General features: G+C 43.5%; 15 protein-coding genes and 1 other RNA gene. 7 read left to right on the forward strand and 9 right to left on the reverse strand.

The annotated features are described in order from the left end of the window. Positions 1 to 58: 58 nt before the first annotated feature. The 4 genes from HKI82_RS17285 to HKI82_RS17300 are packed head-to-tail and all read left to right on the forward strand — an operon-like array spanning position 59 to position 6,158. Positions 59 to 4,033: a type I restriction endonuclease subunit R gene (locus HKI82_RS17285; protein ID WP_240956749.1), complete on the forward strand. Its 3,975-nt coding sequence runs from the start codon at positions 59 to 61 to the stop codon at positions 4,031 to 4,033. A gap of 1 nt (position 4,034) precedes the next feature. Next, positions 4,035 to 4,715, forward strand: a complete 681-nt coding sequence (locus tag HKI82_RS17290) for a M48 family metallopeptidase (protein ID WP_171138700.1) — start codon at positions 4,035 to 4,037, stop codon at positions 4,713 to 4,715. A 59-nt stretch (positions 4,716 to 4,774) separates the two neighbouring features. Continuing rightward, complete coding sequence (locus tag HKI82_RS17295; protein WP_171138701.1) at positions 4,775 to 5,350, forward strand: hypothetical protein; 576 nt, start codon at positions 4,775 to 4,777, stop codon at positions 5,348 to 5,350. Next, on the forward strand, positions 5,325 to 6,158 hold the full coding sequence (locus HKI82_RS17300; RefSeq protein WP_171138702.1) for an ATP F0F1 synthase synthase: 834 nt from the start codon (positions 5,325 to 5,327) through the stop codon (positions 6,156 to 6,158). The genes HKI82_RS17295 and HKI82_RS17300 overlap by 26 nt, the downstream gene beginning before the upstream one ends. Here the strand turns inward: HKI82_RS17300 and HKI82_RS17305 are convergent. From HKI82_RS17305 to smpB, 3 genes are all read right to left on the reverse strand, one after another. After that, entirely contained in the window at positions 6,155 to 7,393 is a 1,239-nt protein-coding gene (locus tag HKI82_RS17305) for an integrase domain-containing protein (protein WP_171138703.1), read from the reverse strand. The genes HKI82_RS17300 and HKI82_RS17305 overlap by 4 nt on opposite strands. A 165-nt stretch (positions 7,394 to 7,558) precedes the next feature. Next, positions 7,559 to 7,926, reverse strand: a transfer-messenger RNA (tmRNA) gene (gene ssrA / locus HKI82_RS17310). A 67-nt stretch (positions 7,927 to 7,993) separates the two neighbouring features. Continuing rightward, a complete protein-coding gene (gene smpB, locus HKI82_RS17315; protein ID WP_171138704.1) occupies positions 7,994 to 8,479 on the reverse strand; it encodes an SsrA-binding protein SmpB in 486 nt (161 codons plus the stop codon). Positions 8,480 to 8,650: 171 nt separating this feature from the next. On the opposite strand from smpB, the gene HKI82_RS17320 reads away from it, so the two are divergent. Together HKI82_RS17320 and HKI82_RS17325 are read left to right on the forward strand one after the other, a co-directional pair. Beyond that, positions 8,651 to 9,082: an SRPBCC family protein gene (locus HKI82_RS17320; protein WP_102940292.1), complete on the forward strand. Its 432-nt coding sequence runs from the start codon at positions 8,651 to 8,653 to the stop codon at positions 9,080 to 9,082. Continuing rightward, a complete protein-coding gene (locus HKI82_RS17325; protein WP_102940291.1) occupies positions 9,082 to 9,396 on the forward strand; it encodes an RnfH family protein in 315 nt (104 codons plus the stop codon). Before HKI82_RS17320 ends, HKI82_RS17325 begins: the two co-directional genes overlap by 1 nt. Before the next feature lie 96 nt (positions 9,397 to 9,492). Here the strand turns inward: HKI82_RS17325 and bamE are convergent, their stop codons facing one another. Together bamE and recN are read right to left on the reverse strand one after the other, a co-directional pair. Then, positions 9,493 to 9,852, reverse strand: a complete 360-nt coding sequence (bamE, locus tag HKI82_RS17330) for an outer membrane protein assembly factor BamE (RefSeq protein WP_042489066.1) — start codon at positions 9,850 to 9,852, stop codon at positions 9,493 to 9,495. Between the two features lie 152 nt (positions 9,853 to 10,004). Continuing rightward, complete coding sequence (gene recN, locus HKI82_RS17335; RefSeq protein ID WP_102940290.1) at positions 10,005 to 11,669, reverse strand: DNA repair protein RecN; 1,665 nt, start codon at positions 11,667 to 11,669, stop codon at positions 10,005 to 10,007. A 298-nt stretch (positions 11,670 to 11,967) separates the two neighbouring features. On the opposite strand from recN, the gene HKI82_RS17340 reads away from it, so the two are divergent. After that, on the forward strand, positions 11,968 to 12,120 hold the full coding sequence (locus tag HKI82_RS17340; RefSeq protein WP_171138705.1) for a hypothetical protein: 153 nt from the start codon (positions 11,968 to 11,970) through the stop codon (positions 12,118 to 12,120). Between the two features lie 54 nt (positions 12,121 to 12,174). Here HKI82_RS17340 and HKI82_RS17345 read toward each other — a convergent pair whose 3' ends face one another. The 4 genes from HKI82_RS17345 to nadK all read right to left on the reverse strand — a co-directional run bounded on the left by HKI82_RS17345 (position 12,175) and on the right by nadK (position 16,873). Beyond that, a complete protein-coding gene (locus HKI82_RS17345; RefSeq protein WP_102940289.1) occupies positions 12,175 to 12,558 on the reverse strand; it encodes a Rid family detoxifying hydrolase in 384 nt (127 codons plus the stop codon). A 47-nt stretch (positions 12,559 to 12,605) separates the two neighbouring features. Next, entirely contained in the window at positions 12,606 to 13,820 is a 1,215-nt protein-coding gene (locus HKI82_RS17350) for an aromatic amino acid transporter (protein WP_102940288.1), read from the reverse strand. Between the two features lie 116 nt (positions 13,821 to 13,936). Next, positions 13,937 to 15,355, reverse strand: coding sequence for a tryptophanase (tnaA, locus tag HKI82_RS17355; protein ID WP_102940287.1), 1,419 nt, complete (start codon positions 15,353 to 15,355; stop codon positions 13,937 to 13,939). Positions 15,356 to 15,988: 633 nt separating this feature from the next. Beyond that, positions 15,989 to 16,873, reverse strand: coding sequence for an NAD(+) kinase (nadK, locus tag HKI82_RS17360; RefSeq protein ID WP_171138706.1), 885 nt, complete (start codon positions 16,871 to 16,873; stop codon positions 15,989 to 15,991). Positions 16,874 to 16,899 lie beyond the last annotated feature (26 nt).

Here is a 16,899-nt window from a genome sequence, read left to right on the forward strand (position 1 = left end):
AAAATAAGAAAATGGCAGCAGGCAAATGCCTCGCTGCCAGTAATAAGGATATCAAACAATGTCAGAGTACCAATTGGTTGAAAAGCCGCTGCTAAACCAGCTTAGTAGCATGGGCTGGGATGTAACGGATTTAGGGCAAGGTGTGCCCACCGACCCAACCACCAGCTTTCGCAGCTCTTTTCGTGAAGTCATCTTAAAAGACATTTTTAAAACCGCAGTACACCGCATTAATACCACTGATGACGGCAAGCCTTGGCTGACGGATAGCCAACTCGATGTCTTGCTCGATGATGTTACCGACTTTGGTACTCACAAATTACTGGCGGCCAATGAAGAGTTTATTGGTCGTCTCCACAAATGGCAGCTCGATCGCAACGAACTGACCGGAGAAGAAGATCCGGTTGTTAAGCTGATTGATTTTGATAACTGGGAAAACAACACTTTCACCGCCATCAATCAGTTCCGTGTTGATACCCCAGGGCTTGGGAAAGAGCACATTCGCCCTGACATTGTACTGTTCGTCAATGGCCTGCCGCTGGTGGTGATTGAGTGTAAAGAGCAGTCACAGCATTGCTGTAATCCCATGGCAGCAGGCATTGACCAATTGCGTCGCTATGCAGACTTGCGCGAGCCTGAACACAGCAAACTGCGTGAGGGTGAACCCGCACTGTTCTTTACCAACCAGTTGATGATCAGCACCTACGGTGATGATTGTAAAGTCGGCACCATCACCTCAAATGAAGATTACTACTTCAACTGGAAAACCATCTACCCCGATACCGAGCCCTATGTAGCACCCGAAATCGGCACCCATCGCAGTCAGGAGAAGCTAGTTCAGGGCATGCTTCACCCACAACGGCTGCTTGATATCACCCGTTGTTTTACCCTGTTTATGGATACTGACAACGGCCCACGTGTAAAGGTGATTTGCCGATACCAACAATTTCGCGCGGTGCAGAAAATAATTGAGCGTATGGAGCAGGGCGAAACGGGCATTCAACGTTCAGGCGTGGTTTGGCATACCCAGGGAAGCGGGAAAAGCCTGACCATGGTGTTCTTGGTGCGTAAGCTTCGTCGCCATCCAGAGCTGAAAAGTTACAAGGTACTGATGGTTAACGACCGGAGTGATCTTGAAGAGCAACTGACCAATACCGCAGCGTTAATTGGCGATACGGTAGTTGAGATCAAGAGCACCAAGGATGCAAAGGAGAAGCTGGCGAACGACACCTCGAACACCAACATGGTGATGGTGCATAAGTTCCGCGAGCAAGACAGCAGCTTCCTGCCGGAATCCGTTCGTAAGCTGTTATCTAAGCATCTCGCAGAAGCAAAAGAAGCGGGTGACGTTGAGCGCATTGAAGAGCTGGAAGCGGATTTTGATGCTGAAATCGTCATGCATCGACCTTTCGGCGTGATCAACGCCGGTGAAAAAGTCCTGATCTTGGTGGATGAGGCGCACCGTACCCAGCGAGGCGGCAAAGACCGCCCCAGCCTTTCTGACAACCTGTTTGATGCTTTCCCAAAATCAACCCGAGTGGCATTCACGGGAACGCCGCTTATTGCTGACCATCACACTTATCCAACCTGGAAGCGTTTTGGCGTCAGCCAGGAAAAAGCCTATATCGACAAATACAAGCTTCAGGATGCCGTCGATGATGGCGCGACGTTAAAAATCCTCTACGAAGGCAAAACCGCAGATAGCGCGATTTACGATAAAGCGGGGTTTGATACCAAGTTTGAAGATCTCTTTGCGGACAAAACAGAAGAAGAGCTAAGAGAGATCCGTAAGAAATACGGTGCGGAAGGGGATATTCTTGAGGCAGAAAAGCGCATTGAAGAAATCGCTGAGGACCTAGTAAAACACTACATAAGGCAGATTTTACCAGCTGGCTTTAAAGCACAGGTGGTGTGCTCTTCCAAGCAAGCTGCTATTCATTATCAAACCTACATTGAAAAGGCGCTGGCGAAAGAAATCGAGCGATACAAAAAGCAGCCAGAGCAATGTATCGACAAAGCCTGGCTTGAACGCCTTGAGTTTTTGAAAACGGCGGTAGTGATTTCCAGTGATGACACTAATGAAGCGGCGTCTTTCACCTATGCCAGAAAGCAAGCCAAAGAGCTAAAAGCCGTTGAGAGCTTCAAGAAGAAGTTTGATCACAGCAAGCCCAATACTGGCGTTGCTTTCTTGATTGTCTGCGATATGCTGTTAACAGGCTTCGATGCGCCTATTGAACAGGTGATGTACCTCGATAAAAAGCTGCGAGAGCATAACTTGCTGCAAACCATTGCCCGTGTGAACCGCACTGCGAGAGAAAAGCAGCGTGGGTATATCGTCGATTATATTGGTCTGGCTCATCACCTGAGAGATGCGTTGTCAATGTACTCGCAGGATGACCAAGACGACATTCTGGAAAGCTTGCAAAACATTGATAGCGAAGTGCCGGTTTTGGAAAGCCGTTATCGCCGATTGCTTCAGCTGTTTACCGAGCTCAAGGTCCACAACATCGAAGCGTTTGTGAACCAGAAACTTAGTGTCGATGAACACTATCAAGTTCAACTTCAAGCGATCGCAGTACTAGAAGATCCTCGCCAGCGTGACAGTTTCAATGTGTTCTTGAAGAAGTTCCTTCAAAGCATGGACATCATTATGCCCAATTCCCTGGCGGACCCTTATAAAACGCCGATGTACCAGTTTGTACATATTCAAGCGAAAGCGCGCCAGCGTTACCAAGATGACAGTATGAGCTTCCAAGGCGTGGGCGCAAAAATTCGCCACCTTGTGAACGAGCATCTTATCAGCCTGGGTATCAACCCTAAAATTAAGCCGATTGACCTGTTCAGTGATGCGTTCATGACGCACATGGGCAAAGAGCCGGATTTACAAGCGCAAGCGAGTGAGATGGAACACGCCATTCGTAAGCACTGCAAAGTCAATGCGGATGATGACCCAGTCTTCCACAAAAAAATGAGCGAGAAGCTGGATGAGATAATCAAAAAGCACTCTGGCAACTGGGAGAAGATGATCCTAGAGCTGAGTGCTTTGCGAGATGAAATCGACGCGGGACGCGGCCCTAACGCTCAAATCTCCGACCCATTCTTCGATCTGATTGTCAGCATTGCATTCCCAGATGGCGAGCCTGTTAAGCCTCTGGACAAGGTGAAAGCCTGTGTCGATGCCATTATGGAAGAGCTAGGTGAGAATATCAGTAGCCTAGACTTCTGGGAGCGTGAGGACTTAGTGTCTGAGTTGAGAGGGCGTATTAAAAAACGCTTTATACTCAGTAAAGTACCGCAATTGAAAGACGCGCGTGAACAGCTAACGATAGAAGTGGTGGCGCTGGCGCGTAGACGGGAGCAAATGCTTTTGTCTGATCATGAGCTGACCATCAAAATTGAAAGGCTCATTAACGCCATAAAAGAGCTAAGTATAGTAGGGACAGCGGAAGACGATCGAAGAATACTGGACATGCTGAAATATTCGGTAAGTGGCTCGGAGCTCTATTTAGCAAGCGAACTTGAGCAATATGAGCAGTTCATCCGAGTGGCTTCTGTGACTGTCAGAACTGACATTGACGTACCCAATGCGCCGGAAGCTCTCTTATCAGAAAGTACCATGCCTTATGAAGTGAAAACAGAATATGACCTTATGTCAGCACTCTCTCAAGAAGCTCTATCAGATATTGTTTCCGCTTTACAAGATGAATTAACAGTAGATGGACTTGGTACCCCTCTCATTGCTCTCAAACAGACAAGAAGAGGGAGCCAAGATTTTGATGTTGTAGCATTTTATCAGTTATCCGCTATGGCGGGGATTATTGGCAATGTCGCAACTTATATTGTAGTGGCTGCATGCAAGAAACTTTTTAAAAGAGTTGCAGAACTCCCAGAAATGTTAGCGGGCGCGATGGAAAAGAGCAGAGTGAAGAGGGAACGCATTGAACCGACTTACAATGCACTCGAAGTGAGGTCGCAAAAGGAACTTGAGGAAGCTGTTGAAGAACGGAAAAAATTGAAAAAAGAGCAGCTGCACTAACATGCAATATAAAGATATCAAATACAGCTTGAAACAAAGCAAGCGAAAGACCACCAGCATTCTTATCGAACGGGATGGGAGTGTTACTGTGCTTGCGCCCGAAAATTACGATATTGAAAAAGTAGAGAGCATCGTTGAGGAAAAACGGAGCTGGATTTATCGCAACCTTGCAGAGTGGGAAGATCTCAACCGCACGAAAGTCGAGAGGGAGTTCGTGAGCGGTGAAGGCTTCCCCTACCTGGGCTGTAATTATCGCTTAAAGCTGGTGGACGAGCAGAAAGAGGATTTGATCCTGAAAAATGGTTACTTCTTGATGCGCCGCGATAAAGCGGAATATGGTAGCGAGCTATTCAAACACTTCTATCGCACCAAAGGGCTATCTCGCATTAGTAAACGGGTAGAGCATTTCGCCCCAAAGCTAGGAGTGGATTATCGTGCAATCCGAGTCATGGAGCTTCAGCACCACTGGGCCTCTTGCTCACCAAAGGGCGACTTAAACTTTCACTGGCGTTGTCTGATGGCACCACTCGCAGTTCTGGATTACATCGTGGTGCATGAGCTAGCACATCGCATTGAGCGCAATCATAGTGCTGCTTTTTGGAACCTTGTCGATAAAATTATGCCGGACTACCAAAAACATGTTTCTTGGTTGAAGCATAATGGTGCAGGGATGGATCTTTAAATTAATAGGGACAGAGTAGCTTAGTTCCCAACGGCAGCGAAAGATGCTAAGGATTGATAATGATAAACACTATATATCGCCTGTTGCTGACATTTAACGCTACGTCATTGTTAGTGATAATCTTCTTAGTGCAGAAAAAGTACACCTTGGGTCATTTTTACCCCCAATATCTTTTGTTAGCTGAGATGCCTAATTTTGTGTCATATGTCGGGTACTTTTTGATTCCCGTTTTATTGACGGGATTTAGTATTTTTCTGAGCTCTTTGCTTGGTCAGGATGATTTTAAACCACAAGAAATTAGCAGCATTGAGCATGCAAATAATAGCTTCCTTCCAAGCTATCTTGGATACTTTTTCGTCGCGTTGAGTGTTGGCAACTGGGAAACACTTTGGTTTGTGTATGGAGTCTTGTTTGTGTTCACATTTCTATCGCAAGCTTTGTATTTCAATCCATTATTCTTGCTTTTTGGCTTTGAGTTTTACAATATCACTACAAAAAGTGGCACATCTATTTTCTTAATAAGTCGATATAAATACAAGAAGCCCGATGAAGTGGATGTTCCATTGGCAAGTCGGATCAACAATTATACGTTTATAGAGCGAGGTGGTAATGGATCATGTGTTGGCGAAGGTTAAAGGCTTGCGTAAGAAGCCTTATTTTAAGCTTATATCCAATAATTGCTTGTTTGATGAGGTTCAAGTAGATGTTGCTACCTGTGTACCTTATGACCCAGATCATAACTTGGATGAAGATGCTTGGTTCAAAGTTGAAGGATTCAGTAAAAAAATTTTTTGTCTTGATTTGCTAAAGTCCCAATTTGACTCTAAGGATTATGACGATCTGAAAAAAGAACAGTTTGGGAAGATTGGTTTTGTTTTTTCAGTTCAAGGTGGAGACTTTTACTTTCAGAAGGTTACGCCATCACTATTTATTCGTCGTAAAACACTTGTCTTTGGTGAAGCCGCAACAATTGAGGAGGGTGCAAATCGTTTGGTTATCAACTCCGAACCGGATGCAATTTATTGTACTCAATCAGATACGCTCATATTTACTAACCTCGCGGCGATTTCGAGTATTTTTAAGGGAATTGATATCCTTTATAAAGAAGCTACAGATCAAGAGGTTGAGCAGTTTTTGAAAGAAGACTTCATTGAGTTAGCTGACGATTATAACCTGGCAAAGGTATCAAAACCGAATAGAAAGCGTATTGCCCTAGCAATGGATACATTGAACGCAATGGAACCAGAAGAGCGGGATCAGATGCTTTCATATATTCACAGCTATTGTGATCAAAAATTACGTTTCGATGCCGATAACGGAAAATTCGAAATTAAAACTGACGATGAACTAAAATATCTCCTTTACGGTATTGAGCAACGTTTTTACACTACGCCTCTAAGCCATGAGAGGCGTTTAGCAAACTCAGTTCAGTCGATGGATTAAATCACTTTTAATTGCTTAGTCCCTGTCACAGAGAGACTGCCTTTGGCGGCCTCTTCTATATATCCGCTCCACCAGCACATCATTGGCTTTCTACGCTCAAGGTAGTCAGTACGGTTATAAGCACTGCGTACCTGGTTATCGTCCACGTGTGCTAACGCTGCTTCAATTAAATCGCGATCAAAACCTTGTTCATTAAGTGTGGTACTTGCTAAGGAACGTAGACCATGGCTAACCAGCCTTCCAGCAAAACCCATACGTTTTAGAGCCATATTTGCCGTTTGGCTGTTACATGGTTTCTTTGGATCGCGATCTGAAGGAAAGATAAATTCACGATGGCCGCTTATCGGCTTCATTACTTCTAATAGCGCCAGCATCTGCTCTGTGAGCGGGATGCGGTGCTCTCTTCTTTTTTTCATTCTCTCGGCAGGAATGGTCCAAATTTTCTCATCCCAGTCAATTTCGTTCCAACGCGCGCCAGAGGCTTCTGCAGGACGTGTCATAGTGTGAAGTTGCCACTCAATTAAACAACGAGTAGTACGCTTTATACTGGCATTAGCGATAGCTCCCATGAGTTCAGGGAGCTCTGTCGGCGCTAATGCGGCCATATTTTCTTTTTTGGGCTTTTTAAAAGCAGCACGAATACCAGTCAAGGGGTTGGCTTGGATGAGGCCACAGTTGGCAGAATAGTTCATTACCTCATTTAGCCTTTGAACTAGTCGCTTAACTGTTTCCAAGCTACCTTTGGCCTCAATTGGCTTAAGAAGGTCTATGACTTGTGGAGCTGTAATTTGTTTAACCGGTGTATCAGCGAGGGAGGGGAAAATGTGTAAATCAAGAGAACGCCAAATATCAACGGCATAGTCAGGGGTGACATCGTGTTTTTTGATTTCAAACCATTCTTTAGAAACATTCAAAAATGTATGTTCATGAATCGCTTTGTGTTCCTGTAACTTTTGCTCTTTATGTTCCTGAGGATCAATTCTTTGTGCGATCAACTCTCTTGCTTCTAGAGCACTTTTTCGTGCTTGTACAAGAGAAACATCTGGATAGCGTCCTAAGTTGAGATTTGCTCGTTTACCATTTGTTGGTCTGTAGTAATTGAGTTGCCATTGCTTAGAGCCACTTGGCAAAACCCTCAGTTTGAGACCTTGGCCGTCAACAAGGCTGTACTCTTTTTCTTTAGGCTTCGCGTTTTTGACTTCTGTTGCTGTGAGCGGTTTCGTTTGTCTAGGCATGTTAGGAACCAAAAGTAAGGAACACAATACTAAGGTTCCTACAATGGTTACTAAAAGTCAAAGATGTAGTGAAACACCTTGAGATACTATTGGATGCTAAGTTATTGATTTTTCGTTGGTGCGGGTACAAAAAAAGACGTCCTGAGACGTCTTTAAATGTTGAATTGGTGGAGCTGGCGGGATTTGAACCCGCGTCCGAAAATCATTCACCATTGGTACTACATGCTTAGTCGATCTTTAATTTCGCCACCCACCTGCGAACCGACACGCTAATGAATGACTATCCTGAATTATAATTCGCTGTTCATCTCTCAGGCGGGAGAATCCGAGCTAGCTTGTTTGGGTTTGACTCTTTGTTATTCCCCGTCTTACGAGCGGAAGCTAGGGCAAAGAGGCTCTTAGCAGGGTATTAAGCTGCTAGTGCGTAGTTTTCGTCGTTTGCGACTATTTTTTTGCGGTTTGTTAACGAGGCCTACCGCACCTCGGCATGCACCTCAGACTTCAAAATTCCCGTCGAATCCAGAATCAGCCCCAAGGTTGTTGATGCATAGTACCAGAAAAGCATTGCCTGTCTAGCGCTGTGCGTCTGTTTGGTCAAGATTAACGCAATGAGCTCTTCATTACGCGTGCTTTCTCTCTCGCCCAATCTTTTTCTTTTAAATCATCACGTTTATCGTGAAGTTTTTTACCTTTCGAAACGCCAACTTTGAGTTTTACCCAAGAGCGAGACCAGTAAAGAGACAACGCAGTTAAAGTCATACCTTCACGGTTAATTCGACCGAATAGGTTGTCGAGTTCACGACGACTTAATAGCAGTTTACGAACGCGAGTAGGGTTAGCTACAACATGCGTTGAGGCTTGTTGTAGCGGAGTAATAGTCATACCAGAAACAAAAGCTTCTCCGTCTCGCATGAAAACGTAGCTTTCAGCGATATTTGCTTTGCCTTGACGAAGAGATTTAACTTCCCAGCCTTGTAGCTCAAGCCCTGCTTCTAGTTCATCTTCAATAAAGTATTCATGGCGAGCTTTTTTGTTAAGCGCGATAGTGTTGCTACCCGCTTTTGTCTTTGAATTTTTCTTTACCATAGTGGGCGCATTATACGGATTTGGTGAATAGATAGGAAATGCTTTTCTTTGCGTAGCATAAGGTTAACTGCGTTGCCTAACAAGTAGCAATGTGCGTTTACTTGAGGTGACATAAGTATGACAGTACAATCAGCGCTAACCGATATGTCCGGGCAAAGATGAGGAGTAAAGATGAAACAAATTAGTCGTTCTGCGTTGGTGTCGTTTAGTGCAGAGCAGATGTTTCATTTAGTTAATGATGTCGCTCGCTACCCTGAGTTCTTGCCGGGTTGCTCAGGTACTCGTGTATTGGAATCATCGCCGGAGGCAATGATAGCATCTGTTGATGTGTCTAAAGCCGGTATAAGCAAAACATTTACTACATCAAACGAGTTGCGTCATGGAGAGTCTATCATGATGAAATTGGTTGATGGCCCGTTTAAAACCTTACGCGGTGGGTGGCATTTTACGCCACTAGACGATCAGGCTTGTAAGGTCGAACTGAAGTTGGAGTTCGAGTTTTCGAGCAAGATGATTGAACTGGCGTTTGGTAAAATTTTTAATGAGTTGACCAGCAACATGGTTAATGCTTTCACGAAACGCGCAAAGCAGGTGTACGCATAATGAGTATTGAATCGGATATTATTCATGTTGATGTTGTTTATGCCTTGCCAAATGAACAACGAGTGCTGAATCTTGTCGTAAACAAAGACATGACGGTAGAAGAGATCATTCAGACGTCTGGTATTTTGTCCATGTATCCAGAGATTGACTTGAAAGTAAACAAAGTGGGTGTGTTTAGCCGTAACGTGAAGCTTGACTCAACAGTGCGTGACAGAGACAGAATTGAAATTTACCGCCCGTTGTTGGCTGACCCGAAAGAAATTCGCCGTAAGCGAGTAGAGCAGCAAAGAGCTCAAGCAGCCAGTTCGAAATAATGTATGCGAATAAAAAAGAGCTTGTATGAAACAAGCTCTTTTTTTTTTGCATTTAAGGTCTGAAATTCTGTAGAGAAACCTTATATGGTAATTACTCTAGTTGATGCCTTCGAAAAACGAATCACCCGCTGGAAAATCACCCGAAACGTTGGTCAACGTACCCGCAGGGTTGAAATTGACGATAAGGTTCTTTTGCTCGGAATCTTTGTGCCCTTCAGTATGGTGATAGATATAGTACCAAGTGTCAGGGTAACCATTTTCTATCAGCATTGGTGATCCAAGAACGAAACGTACCTGCTCTTTGCTCATACCAAATTTCAATTTATTTACGGATTCTTGTTCAACATAGTTGCCTTGGTTGATGTCGATTCGATAAACCAATTTTTCTAGTAATGAGCAGCCAGACAAGGTAGTCACTGCTAGGGGAATGGCAATAAGCCATTTGGTAAACTGCATATTCAAACTTCTATAAACCGTAAAATAAAACTCGCAAGATAATAAACAAGCTCACAGCGAATGTAAAAACATCAAATCACTATGAGCTAGTTGAGACTACGAATTTTGAATTTGGTTGCAAAGCGTAGACAAAAAATCGCTACTTTTGTGTGCTATGCAGCAATTAGCAGCTCTTTTGCGTTGGCTAGTGTCGATTCAGTAATCTGACTACCACCGAGCAGACGTGCTAATTCAGAGACTCGTTGCTCGTTATTGAGTTTTACCATCTGTGTTTCGGTTTTACCGCCCTTGGTTTGTTTTGCAACAAACATTTGGTTATGACCGCAACCCGCAACTTGAGGTAAGTGAGTCACACAAAGAACCTGTGTTGATTCCCCTAACTTTCTCAGCATTTTGCCAACCACAGCCGCCGTTGGACCTGAAATACCCACATCCACTTCATCGAAGATCAAGCTAGGTGTATCGACTTTCTGTGCAGTGATCACTTGGATAGCGAGTGATATACGAGATAGCTCACCACCTGATGCTACTTTAGCAATAGGTTGAAGCGGCTGGCCTGCGTTGGTTGACACCAAGAAGGTCACTGAGTCGATACCTAATGGGGTTGGGTGATCCACTTGGCTATGAATATCAATTTTGAATTGGGCTTTCTCCATGCTCAATTCATGCATGCTTTGACTAATCAGTTTATCCAACTCTTTAGCGTAGCGAATGCGAGATTTATTTAACTTCTCAGCTTGAGTAAGAAACTCTTGATACTGTTTTGCTACGTCAGCTTCCAGTTCAGCGAGTTTTTCATCAGAGCTATCAAGTTGCTCAATTTGTTTGAGTAGATCTTGATGATGCTGATACAACTCTTCAGGGAGAACGTGATGCTTACGCGAAAGAGACATGATTTTTGAGTAGCGTTCTTCTACATAAGCCATTCGTTCAGGGTCTACATCAATATGATCGAGGTATGAACGAAGTTCGTTGTTTGCTTCTTCCAACTGAATAATCGCTTCGGCAATCATATTTGGTAGCGCTGAAAGTGAGCTGTCCATTTCTGCCAGTTCTATTAAGGTGTGACTGGTGGACTGTAATAAGCTCAGTGCGTTCACTTCTTCACCTTCATCAATCAAAGTGATCGCTTTTTGGCAGTTCAATGCAAGATCGCCACTGTTAGATAAGCGCTTATGCTCTTGTTCTATTTCGCTATATTCTTCTTCACCAATAGAAAGCTCATTCAGCTCTTTAATTTGGTATTCCAAAAGTTGTAGCTGCGCTTGGTTTTGTAAGCGGTTTTCTTTGAGTTGCTTCAATTGGTTATTCGACTGACGCCAGTTTTGGTAACTGATACGCGTACTTTCCAACAGGTTTGTGTGGTTAGCATATTGATCCAACATCGCCAGTTGTTGTTCTGGTTTCATCAGTTGTTGATGCGCATGTTGACCATGGATATTTATCAGTAACTGACCTAGCGCTTTTAGTTGAGAGCCCGGAACAGGGCTACCGTTGATAAATGCGCGTGAACGACCATCTTTAGTAATGGTTCTGCGCAATATGCAGTCTTTGCCGTCCAGCAGATCGTTGTCTTCCAACCAACGAGTGGCGTTAATATTGTTATCTAGGATGAATGAAGCGCTGACTTCGGTTTTGTCTTCACCTTGTCGAACCATGCTCGCTTCTGAACGCCCACCAAGACATAAGCTTAGGGCATCAATAGCAATAGATTTACCAGCGCCTGTTTCGCCAGTAATGGTCGTCATTCCTTGTGAAAGCTCAAGCTGCAAAGATTTCACGATTGCAAAGTTGTTTACGCTTAAATGAGCCAGCATTTTCCGTCACCTGTACAATTAAACAATACTGTATTTTTGAACAGTATATACTGTTTCTTTATACAGTAAAGATGGATGTGTGAAAATTTTTAGCGTTGGAAATGGTACTGTGCTTGGTCCATTTGATGAGGCTTAAGTTGAGTTGCTTGGTAGCGCTGGCTTTCTCGAAATAGACGCTTTGTTTAATGCGAGATTCGGTTTTGTATTGATTACTAAATGTGCATTAAATAGTTTGACGAGGTTCACAAAAAAGATAGAATACGCAACCTGTATACAATGTGACAAGGTGTAGTAAATCATGAACTCAGCACTTCTTTCGCTTTTAGAAAAGAAAAGCACTTCGGAAAAAAGTAAATCGCAATCGACATTGGCTGACAAACTATCAAGTATCATGATGTTTGGCGCGACACTTGCTGTAGTTGGTGTATTAGGGCTAACGTACATTGCATAAATTCAAATAAAAAAGACGCTTTAAGCGTCTTTTTTATTATCTAGCGAATAGCGCTTACTTGGTCGCTATCACTTCAATTTCCACTTTCGCATCCATAGGCAGGCGAGCGACTTCTACGCATGAGCGTGCTGGAAAAGAGGCTTGGTGGCTTTCAAAAAACTCGCCATAGACTTTGTTTACGACTGGAAAGTCATTTAAATCTTTGACGAAAACCGTAGTCTTAACAATGTTGCTTGCACTTAAACCGGCTTCTTCAATGATAGCCAAAGCATTATTGAGTGATTGCAAGGTTTGTTCTGCAACATCTTCAGGCATCTGTTTCGTTTCTGGATTAATTGGTAATTGCCCCGAGGTAATGACCATTCCACCCAGATTGACACCTTGTACATAAGGTCCAATTGCCAGTGGTGCTTTTGTTGTATTGAGTATTTCTGCCATGGTAAATCTCGTAATTAGTGGGTTGTCATTGGTGTAGTAAATCTGACTTAACCGCTGAATGTAGGTAATAGGTTCATCATTGACATAAAGTGGAACACAGCGGTTGCGATACCAAATAAGATCAGCATGCCGATCATGGCGTTGCCACCCGGTGCCATAAATCCTTCTTGTCCACCTTCTAAAGTACGTGATTTACGAGCCAATAAAGCCGGAATTAAACACGCCCAGATTGTTGCTGCTGCACCGGCATAGCCAATCGCCAGAACAAAGCCGAAAGGGAACAATAAAGAAAGGACGAGTGGTGGAACAAATGTTACGACCCACGTTTTAGTGCGGCCTTGTTTGTTGTCTTCAAATTTGAACAGGTCTGCCAGAAAATCAAAAACACCTAAGCCTACACCGATGAACGACGAAAGAATGGCTGCCATAGAGAAGGTGTTGATTGCGTGCGATACCTTGTCTGAATCAATCACAGAACCTAATGCAGCTAGCAGAACTTCAACGTTACCGCCTTGCTCGATCACTGGACCGAAGTTGCTGCGTGGTAGGTTACCGTAAATACTGACCATCCATAGGAAGTACAGACACAGCGCGATAACAGTACCACCGAGAATGGCGTATTTTGCGCGATGCTCACATCCGTAGTAAGAACGCATACTGGCTACTGAGTGATGATAGCCAAACGAAGTTAACGCCACAGGCAGCATAGCCATAGCGTATGGAGCGTAATTAGATTCTTCGCTGATGCGGTCGAACAGTACGCTCGCATCGATGTTGACGGCTAAACCCGAAACACCAAAAACAAAACTCAGTACCATAAAGGCTATAAGAACAATAGAGATCCTGTCGACTGCTCGAGTAGAGTGCCAAACGAAAAGAGAGAAAACAGCAACAAACAGGACTGACGCGATTTTATTATTAATGCCTAAGACACCTTCCAGAATTAAACCTGAAGAAGTGATGTACGCATAAAGTAAGATACCGCCTACAAAATACACCGCTAAATTATTAATTCGGTTGACGTTATCGCCGAGAATATCTTTGGTTACAGTGTTAAAAGACACTTTAAGATCATAGCGTTTGAATGCTTCCAATAGCATCCAGCCTGAGAGTGTCATCATGATCATGGTGAAGGTAATTGCGATAAGAGACCAAGTAGTCCAAGCGCCTGCTCCTGCGCTCGGTAAACCTAACATTCCAGCCCCTACACAGACGCTTGCTATGATACAAGCTCCGCCTACTAAAGATGGATTATTGTTCATAATCGTTACTCTTGTTTAAGTTTCATGTTGAGGAAAAAGCCCGCTAAATTTATAGATTTTGTTTTGCTCGATTTAGAGGGAAATAGCGCGCCAATTAGGCGCGCTTGATTTAGTTATTATTCAATTTCTTTTAGACGAGCGGTGAAGTGGCGTAGCACTGGTGGCTCGTAAGTGAAATCGAGTCCCTTCACGTTGTGAGCATTCTCTTTTACTTTCCCAAATGCTTCGATAACGAAGTCCATATGTGTTTGAGTGTAAGTAGCACGAGGAATGGTTAAACGTAACAACTCAGCAGGACAAGGGTGTTGTTTACCGGTTGCAGGGTCACGACCCAACAGTAACGAACCGATTTCCACCGCGCGGATACCTGCTACTTTGTAGAGTTCACAAGCCAAAGCATGAGCTGGGAACTGATGTGAAGGGATGTGAGGTAATAGTTTGCCAGCATCAACGAATGCAGCGTGACCGCCAGCCTGCTGACATACAACCCCAATGGCTTCAAGGCCATCAACAAGGTACTGAACCTGACCGATTCGGTACTCTAGCCAGTCTTGACGCATACCATCGTAAAGACCGACAGCAAGGCGTTCCATTGCACCGCCTTCAAGGCCACCATAAGTAGGGAAACCTTCCTGAACCACACAAAGCGTACGACACTCAGTGTAAACGTCCATCATTGACTCATCTTTGAAACACAACAGACCGCCCATTTGAACCATCGCGTCTTTCTTAGCAGACATCGCTAAGCCATCTGCATATTTGTAGGTTTCACGAGTGATTTCTTCGATAGTCCAATCTTGGTAGCCCGGCTCACGTTGTTGGATAAAGTAAGCATTCTCGGCAAAACGAGCAGAGTCCATGATGACTGGAATATCGTAGCGTTGAGCAATTTCGTATACCGCTTTTAAGTTAGCGATAGAGACAGGCTGACCACCTGCCGAGTTACAAGTAATCGTGCTGACAATGTAAGGTACGTTTGCAGGTCCTGCTTCTTCAATCGCCATTTCCAGTTTCGCGATATCAAAGTTACCTTTGAAATCTGCGTTTACCGAAGTATCGAAAGCTTCATCGGTATAAACGTTTTTCGCTACACAGCAGTTTACTTGTGTGTGACCTTGAGTGGTGTCAAAGAAGTAGTTAGATAAAGCGACCATTTTTGAACGATCTAGGCCTTTTTCTTTCTCACGTTTATTAATCAGTACAGGAATATAGATTTGCTCAGCACCACGGCCTTGGTGAGTTGGGATAGTTAACTCATAACCGAAGATATCTTTCACAGCATTCGCAAGTGCATAGTAGCTGCGGCTGCCACTGTATGCTTCGTCACCCATGAGCATTGCTGCTTGCATTCTTTGTGTAATAGAACCGGTACCACTATCTGTTAAAAGGTCGATAAACACATCATCACTGTCTAGCAGGAATGGGTTCATGCCCGCTTTAAGAATGGCTTCTTCACGATATTCACGAGTTGTACGTTTTACTGGCTCAACAACACGAATGCGGAATGGTTCTGGTAAGTGTTTAAAGTTTTCCATGATAATACCTTTGAATATTTTAATTTTTTCAGGCGATATTATTCGACACCCGTTATATATTTAGGGTGCAAAATATCGCGCTAAATAATTAGCGATAAAATTCGAGTTAAATAAATCTATTTAAGAATGACCAAGCCATAACTTTAAATTAATAAAGAAGAATGCAAGTATCGAAAAACGATATAAATAGATTTAGCGTTGATACTGATTGTTTAAAAGATTCGGAAGAATGCAGAAACAACCTAGCAGACTAGGCGTGTGCAAAAGAAGGTAAGATTGAGATTTGATAGTCGTGCGTGTACCAAGCTAGGGAGCTTGACCATAACTTATTTTGAATTTTTAGATTTTTACTCATATCTAAATCCGCTGTGAGTTATAGCTGGTTGACTGATGGAAGGATTCTTAACCAAGTTTATTGGTAAGTAAATTGACGGAAATAATAATTGTGACCGAAGTCCTTAACTTGAATGTGGAATAAATCATGGCTCACAAATAAGTCGCAAGGGCTAAATAAATTTATGATGGAAAATAAATTAAAACTAAAAAAATCTATCAAATATTAATATTTTTCTATAAAAAGACCTCGGTATTATTAACCGAGGTCGATAGTGACTAGAAAGTGAAGTGGTTGGTTTAAAACAATTTACTCGACCAACCCAACTTGCTTCTCAATACACTGTAGTAACTGTAATCCTTCGGGTGGATTAACTTGAGTACATTGGGGCTTTGATAAATGATCACTTCATCACCCGGAGATACTGGTAGTGATATTTGACCATCGCAACTGACTTCCTGAGTACCTCGGTTGTCTGGTGACACCACCAATTTAATACGGCGCTTACCATCAACCACTAATGGACGACAAGAAAGTGTGTGTGGGAACATTGGCACCAGTGTAATCGCATTGAGGCTAGGGGAGACAATAGGACCGCCACCAGAAAGAGAATAGGCTGTGGAACCTGTTGGGGTAGAGATGATCAGACCGTCTGAACGCTGAGAGAAAGCGAACTTGTCATCAATATACACCTCGAACTCGATCATATGGGCAATTTTGCCAGGGTGAAGCACAGCTTCGTTCAAAGCCGCATTGTGGCTTTTGATTTGTCCGTGGCGATGAACTTCCGCTTCCAATAAGAAACGCTCTTCTTTCATATAGTCGCCTGCCAATACCGCTTGTAAGCGTGATTGGAAATCTTCAGGGTTTAAATCGGTTAGAAAGCCCAAATTGCCACGGTTGACACCGATAACGGAAATATCAAAGCGAGATAGTACGCGAGCTGCGCCCAGCATATTGCCATCACCACCGACAACAATCGCAAGGTCTGCCTTTTTGCCAAGTTCGATTAAACTAGAAAAGTGTTGTTGAGGAATATCCGTTAAGATTTCTTTGAGCCTGTCGTCAATAAATACGGAATAACCTAGAGTTGTAAGCCACTGATACAATTCTTTGTGAGTCTGAATTGCTTGTTGATCTCTAGGCTTGCCAATGATGGCGATGACTTCAAATGGTTTTTTCATAAGTTTCCAACTGAATTAGGCTTGAA

It is taken from the genome of Vibrio plantisponsor, assembly GCF_013041605.1.
GTDB classification, from domain to species: Bacteria; Pseudomonadota; Gammaproteobacteria; order Enterobacterales; family Vibrionaceae; genus Vibrio; species Vibrio plantisponsor.

Excerpts from the sequence above, each read along its gene's own strand:
- tnaA (WP_102940287.1), bottom strand. The coding sequence starts at position 15,355 with ATGGAAAACTTTAAACACTTACCAGAACCATTCCGCATTCGTGTTGTT.
- HKI82_RS17300 (WP_171138702.1), top strand. The coding sequence starts at position 5,325 with ATGGATCATGTGTTGGCGAAGGTTAAAGGCTTGCGTAAGAAGCCTTAT.
- smpB (WP_171138704.1), bottom strand. The coding sequence starts at position 8,479 with ATGGTAAAGAAAAATTCAAAGACAAAAGCGGGTAGCAACACTATCGCG.
- HKI82_RS17350 (WP_102940288.1), bottom strand. The coding sequence starts at position 13,820 with ATGAACAATAATCCATCTTTAGTAGGCGGAGCTTGTATCATAGCAAGC.
- nadK (WP_171138706.1), bottom strand. The coding sequence starts at position 16,873 with ATGAAAAAACCATTTGAAGTCATCGCCATCATTGGCAAGCCTAGAGAT.
- HKI82_RS17290 (WP_171138700.1), top strand. The coding sequence starts at position 4,035 with ATGCAATATAAAGATATCAAATACAGCTTGAAACAAAGCAAGCGAAAG.
- bamE (WP_042489066.1), bottom strand. The coding sequence starts at position 9,852 with ATGCAGTTTACCAAATGGCTTATTGCCATTCCCCTAGCAGTGACTACC.
- recN (WP_102940290.1), bottom strand. The coding sequence starts at position 11,669 with ATGCTGGCTCATTTAAGCGTAAACAACTTTGCAATCGTGAAATCTTTG.
- HKI82_RS17305 (WP_171138703.1), bottom strand. The coding sequence starts at position 7,393 with ATGCCTAGACAAACGAAACCGCTCACAGCAACAGAAGTCAAAAACGCG.
- HKI82_RS17295 (WP_171138701.1), top strand. The coding sequence starts at position 4,775 with ATGATAAACACTATATATCGCCTGTTGCTGACATTTAACGCTACGTCA.
- HKI82_RS17325 (WP_102940291.1), top strand. The coding sequence starts at position 9,082 with ATGAGTATTGAATCGGATATTATTCATGTTGATGTTGTTTATGCCTTG.
- HKI82_RS17345 (WP_102940289.1), bottom strand. The coding sequence starts at position 12,558 with ATGGCAGAAATACTCAATACAACAAAAGCACCACTGGCAATTGGACCT.
- HKI82_RS17340 (WP_171138705.1), top strand. The coding sequence starts at position 11,968 with ATGAACTCAGCACTTCTTTCGCTTTTAGAAAAGAAAAGCACTTCGGAA.
- HKI82_RS17285 (WP_240956749.1), top strand. The coding sequence starts at position 59 with ATGTCAGAGTACCAATTGGTTGAAAAGCCGCTGCTAAACCAGCTTAGT.
- HKI82_RS17320 (WP_102940292.1), top strand. The coding sequence starts at position 8,651 with ATGAAACAAATTAGTCGTTCTGCGTTGGTGTCGTTTAGTGCAGAGCAG.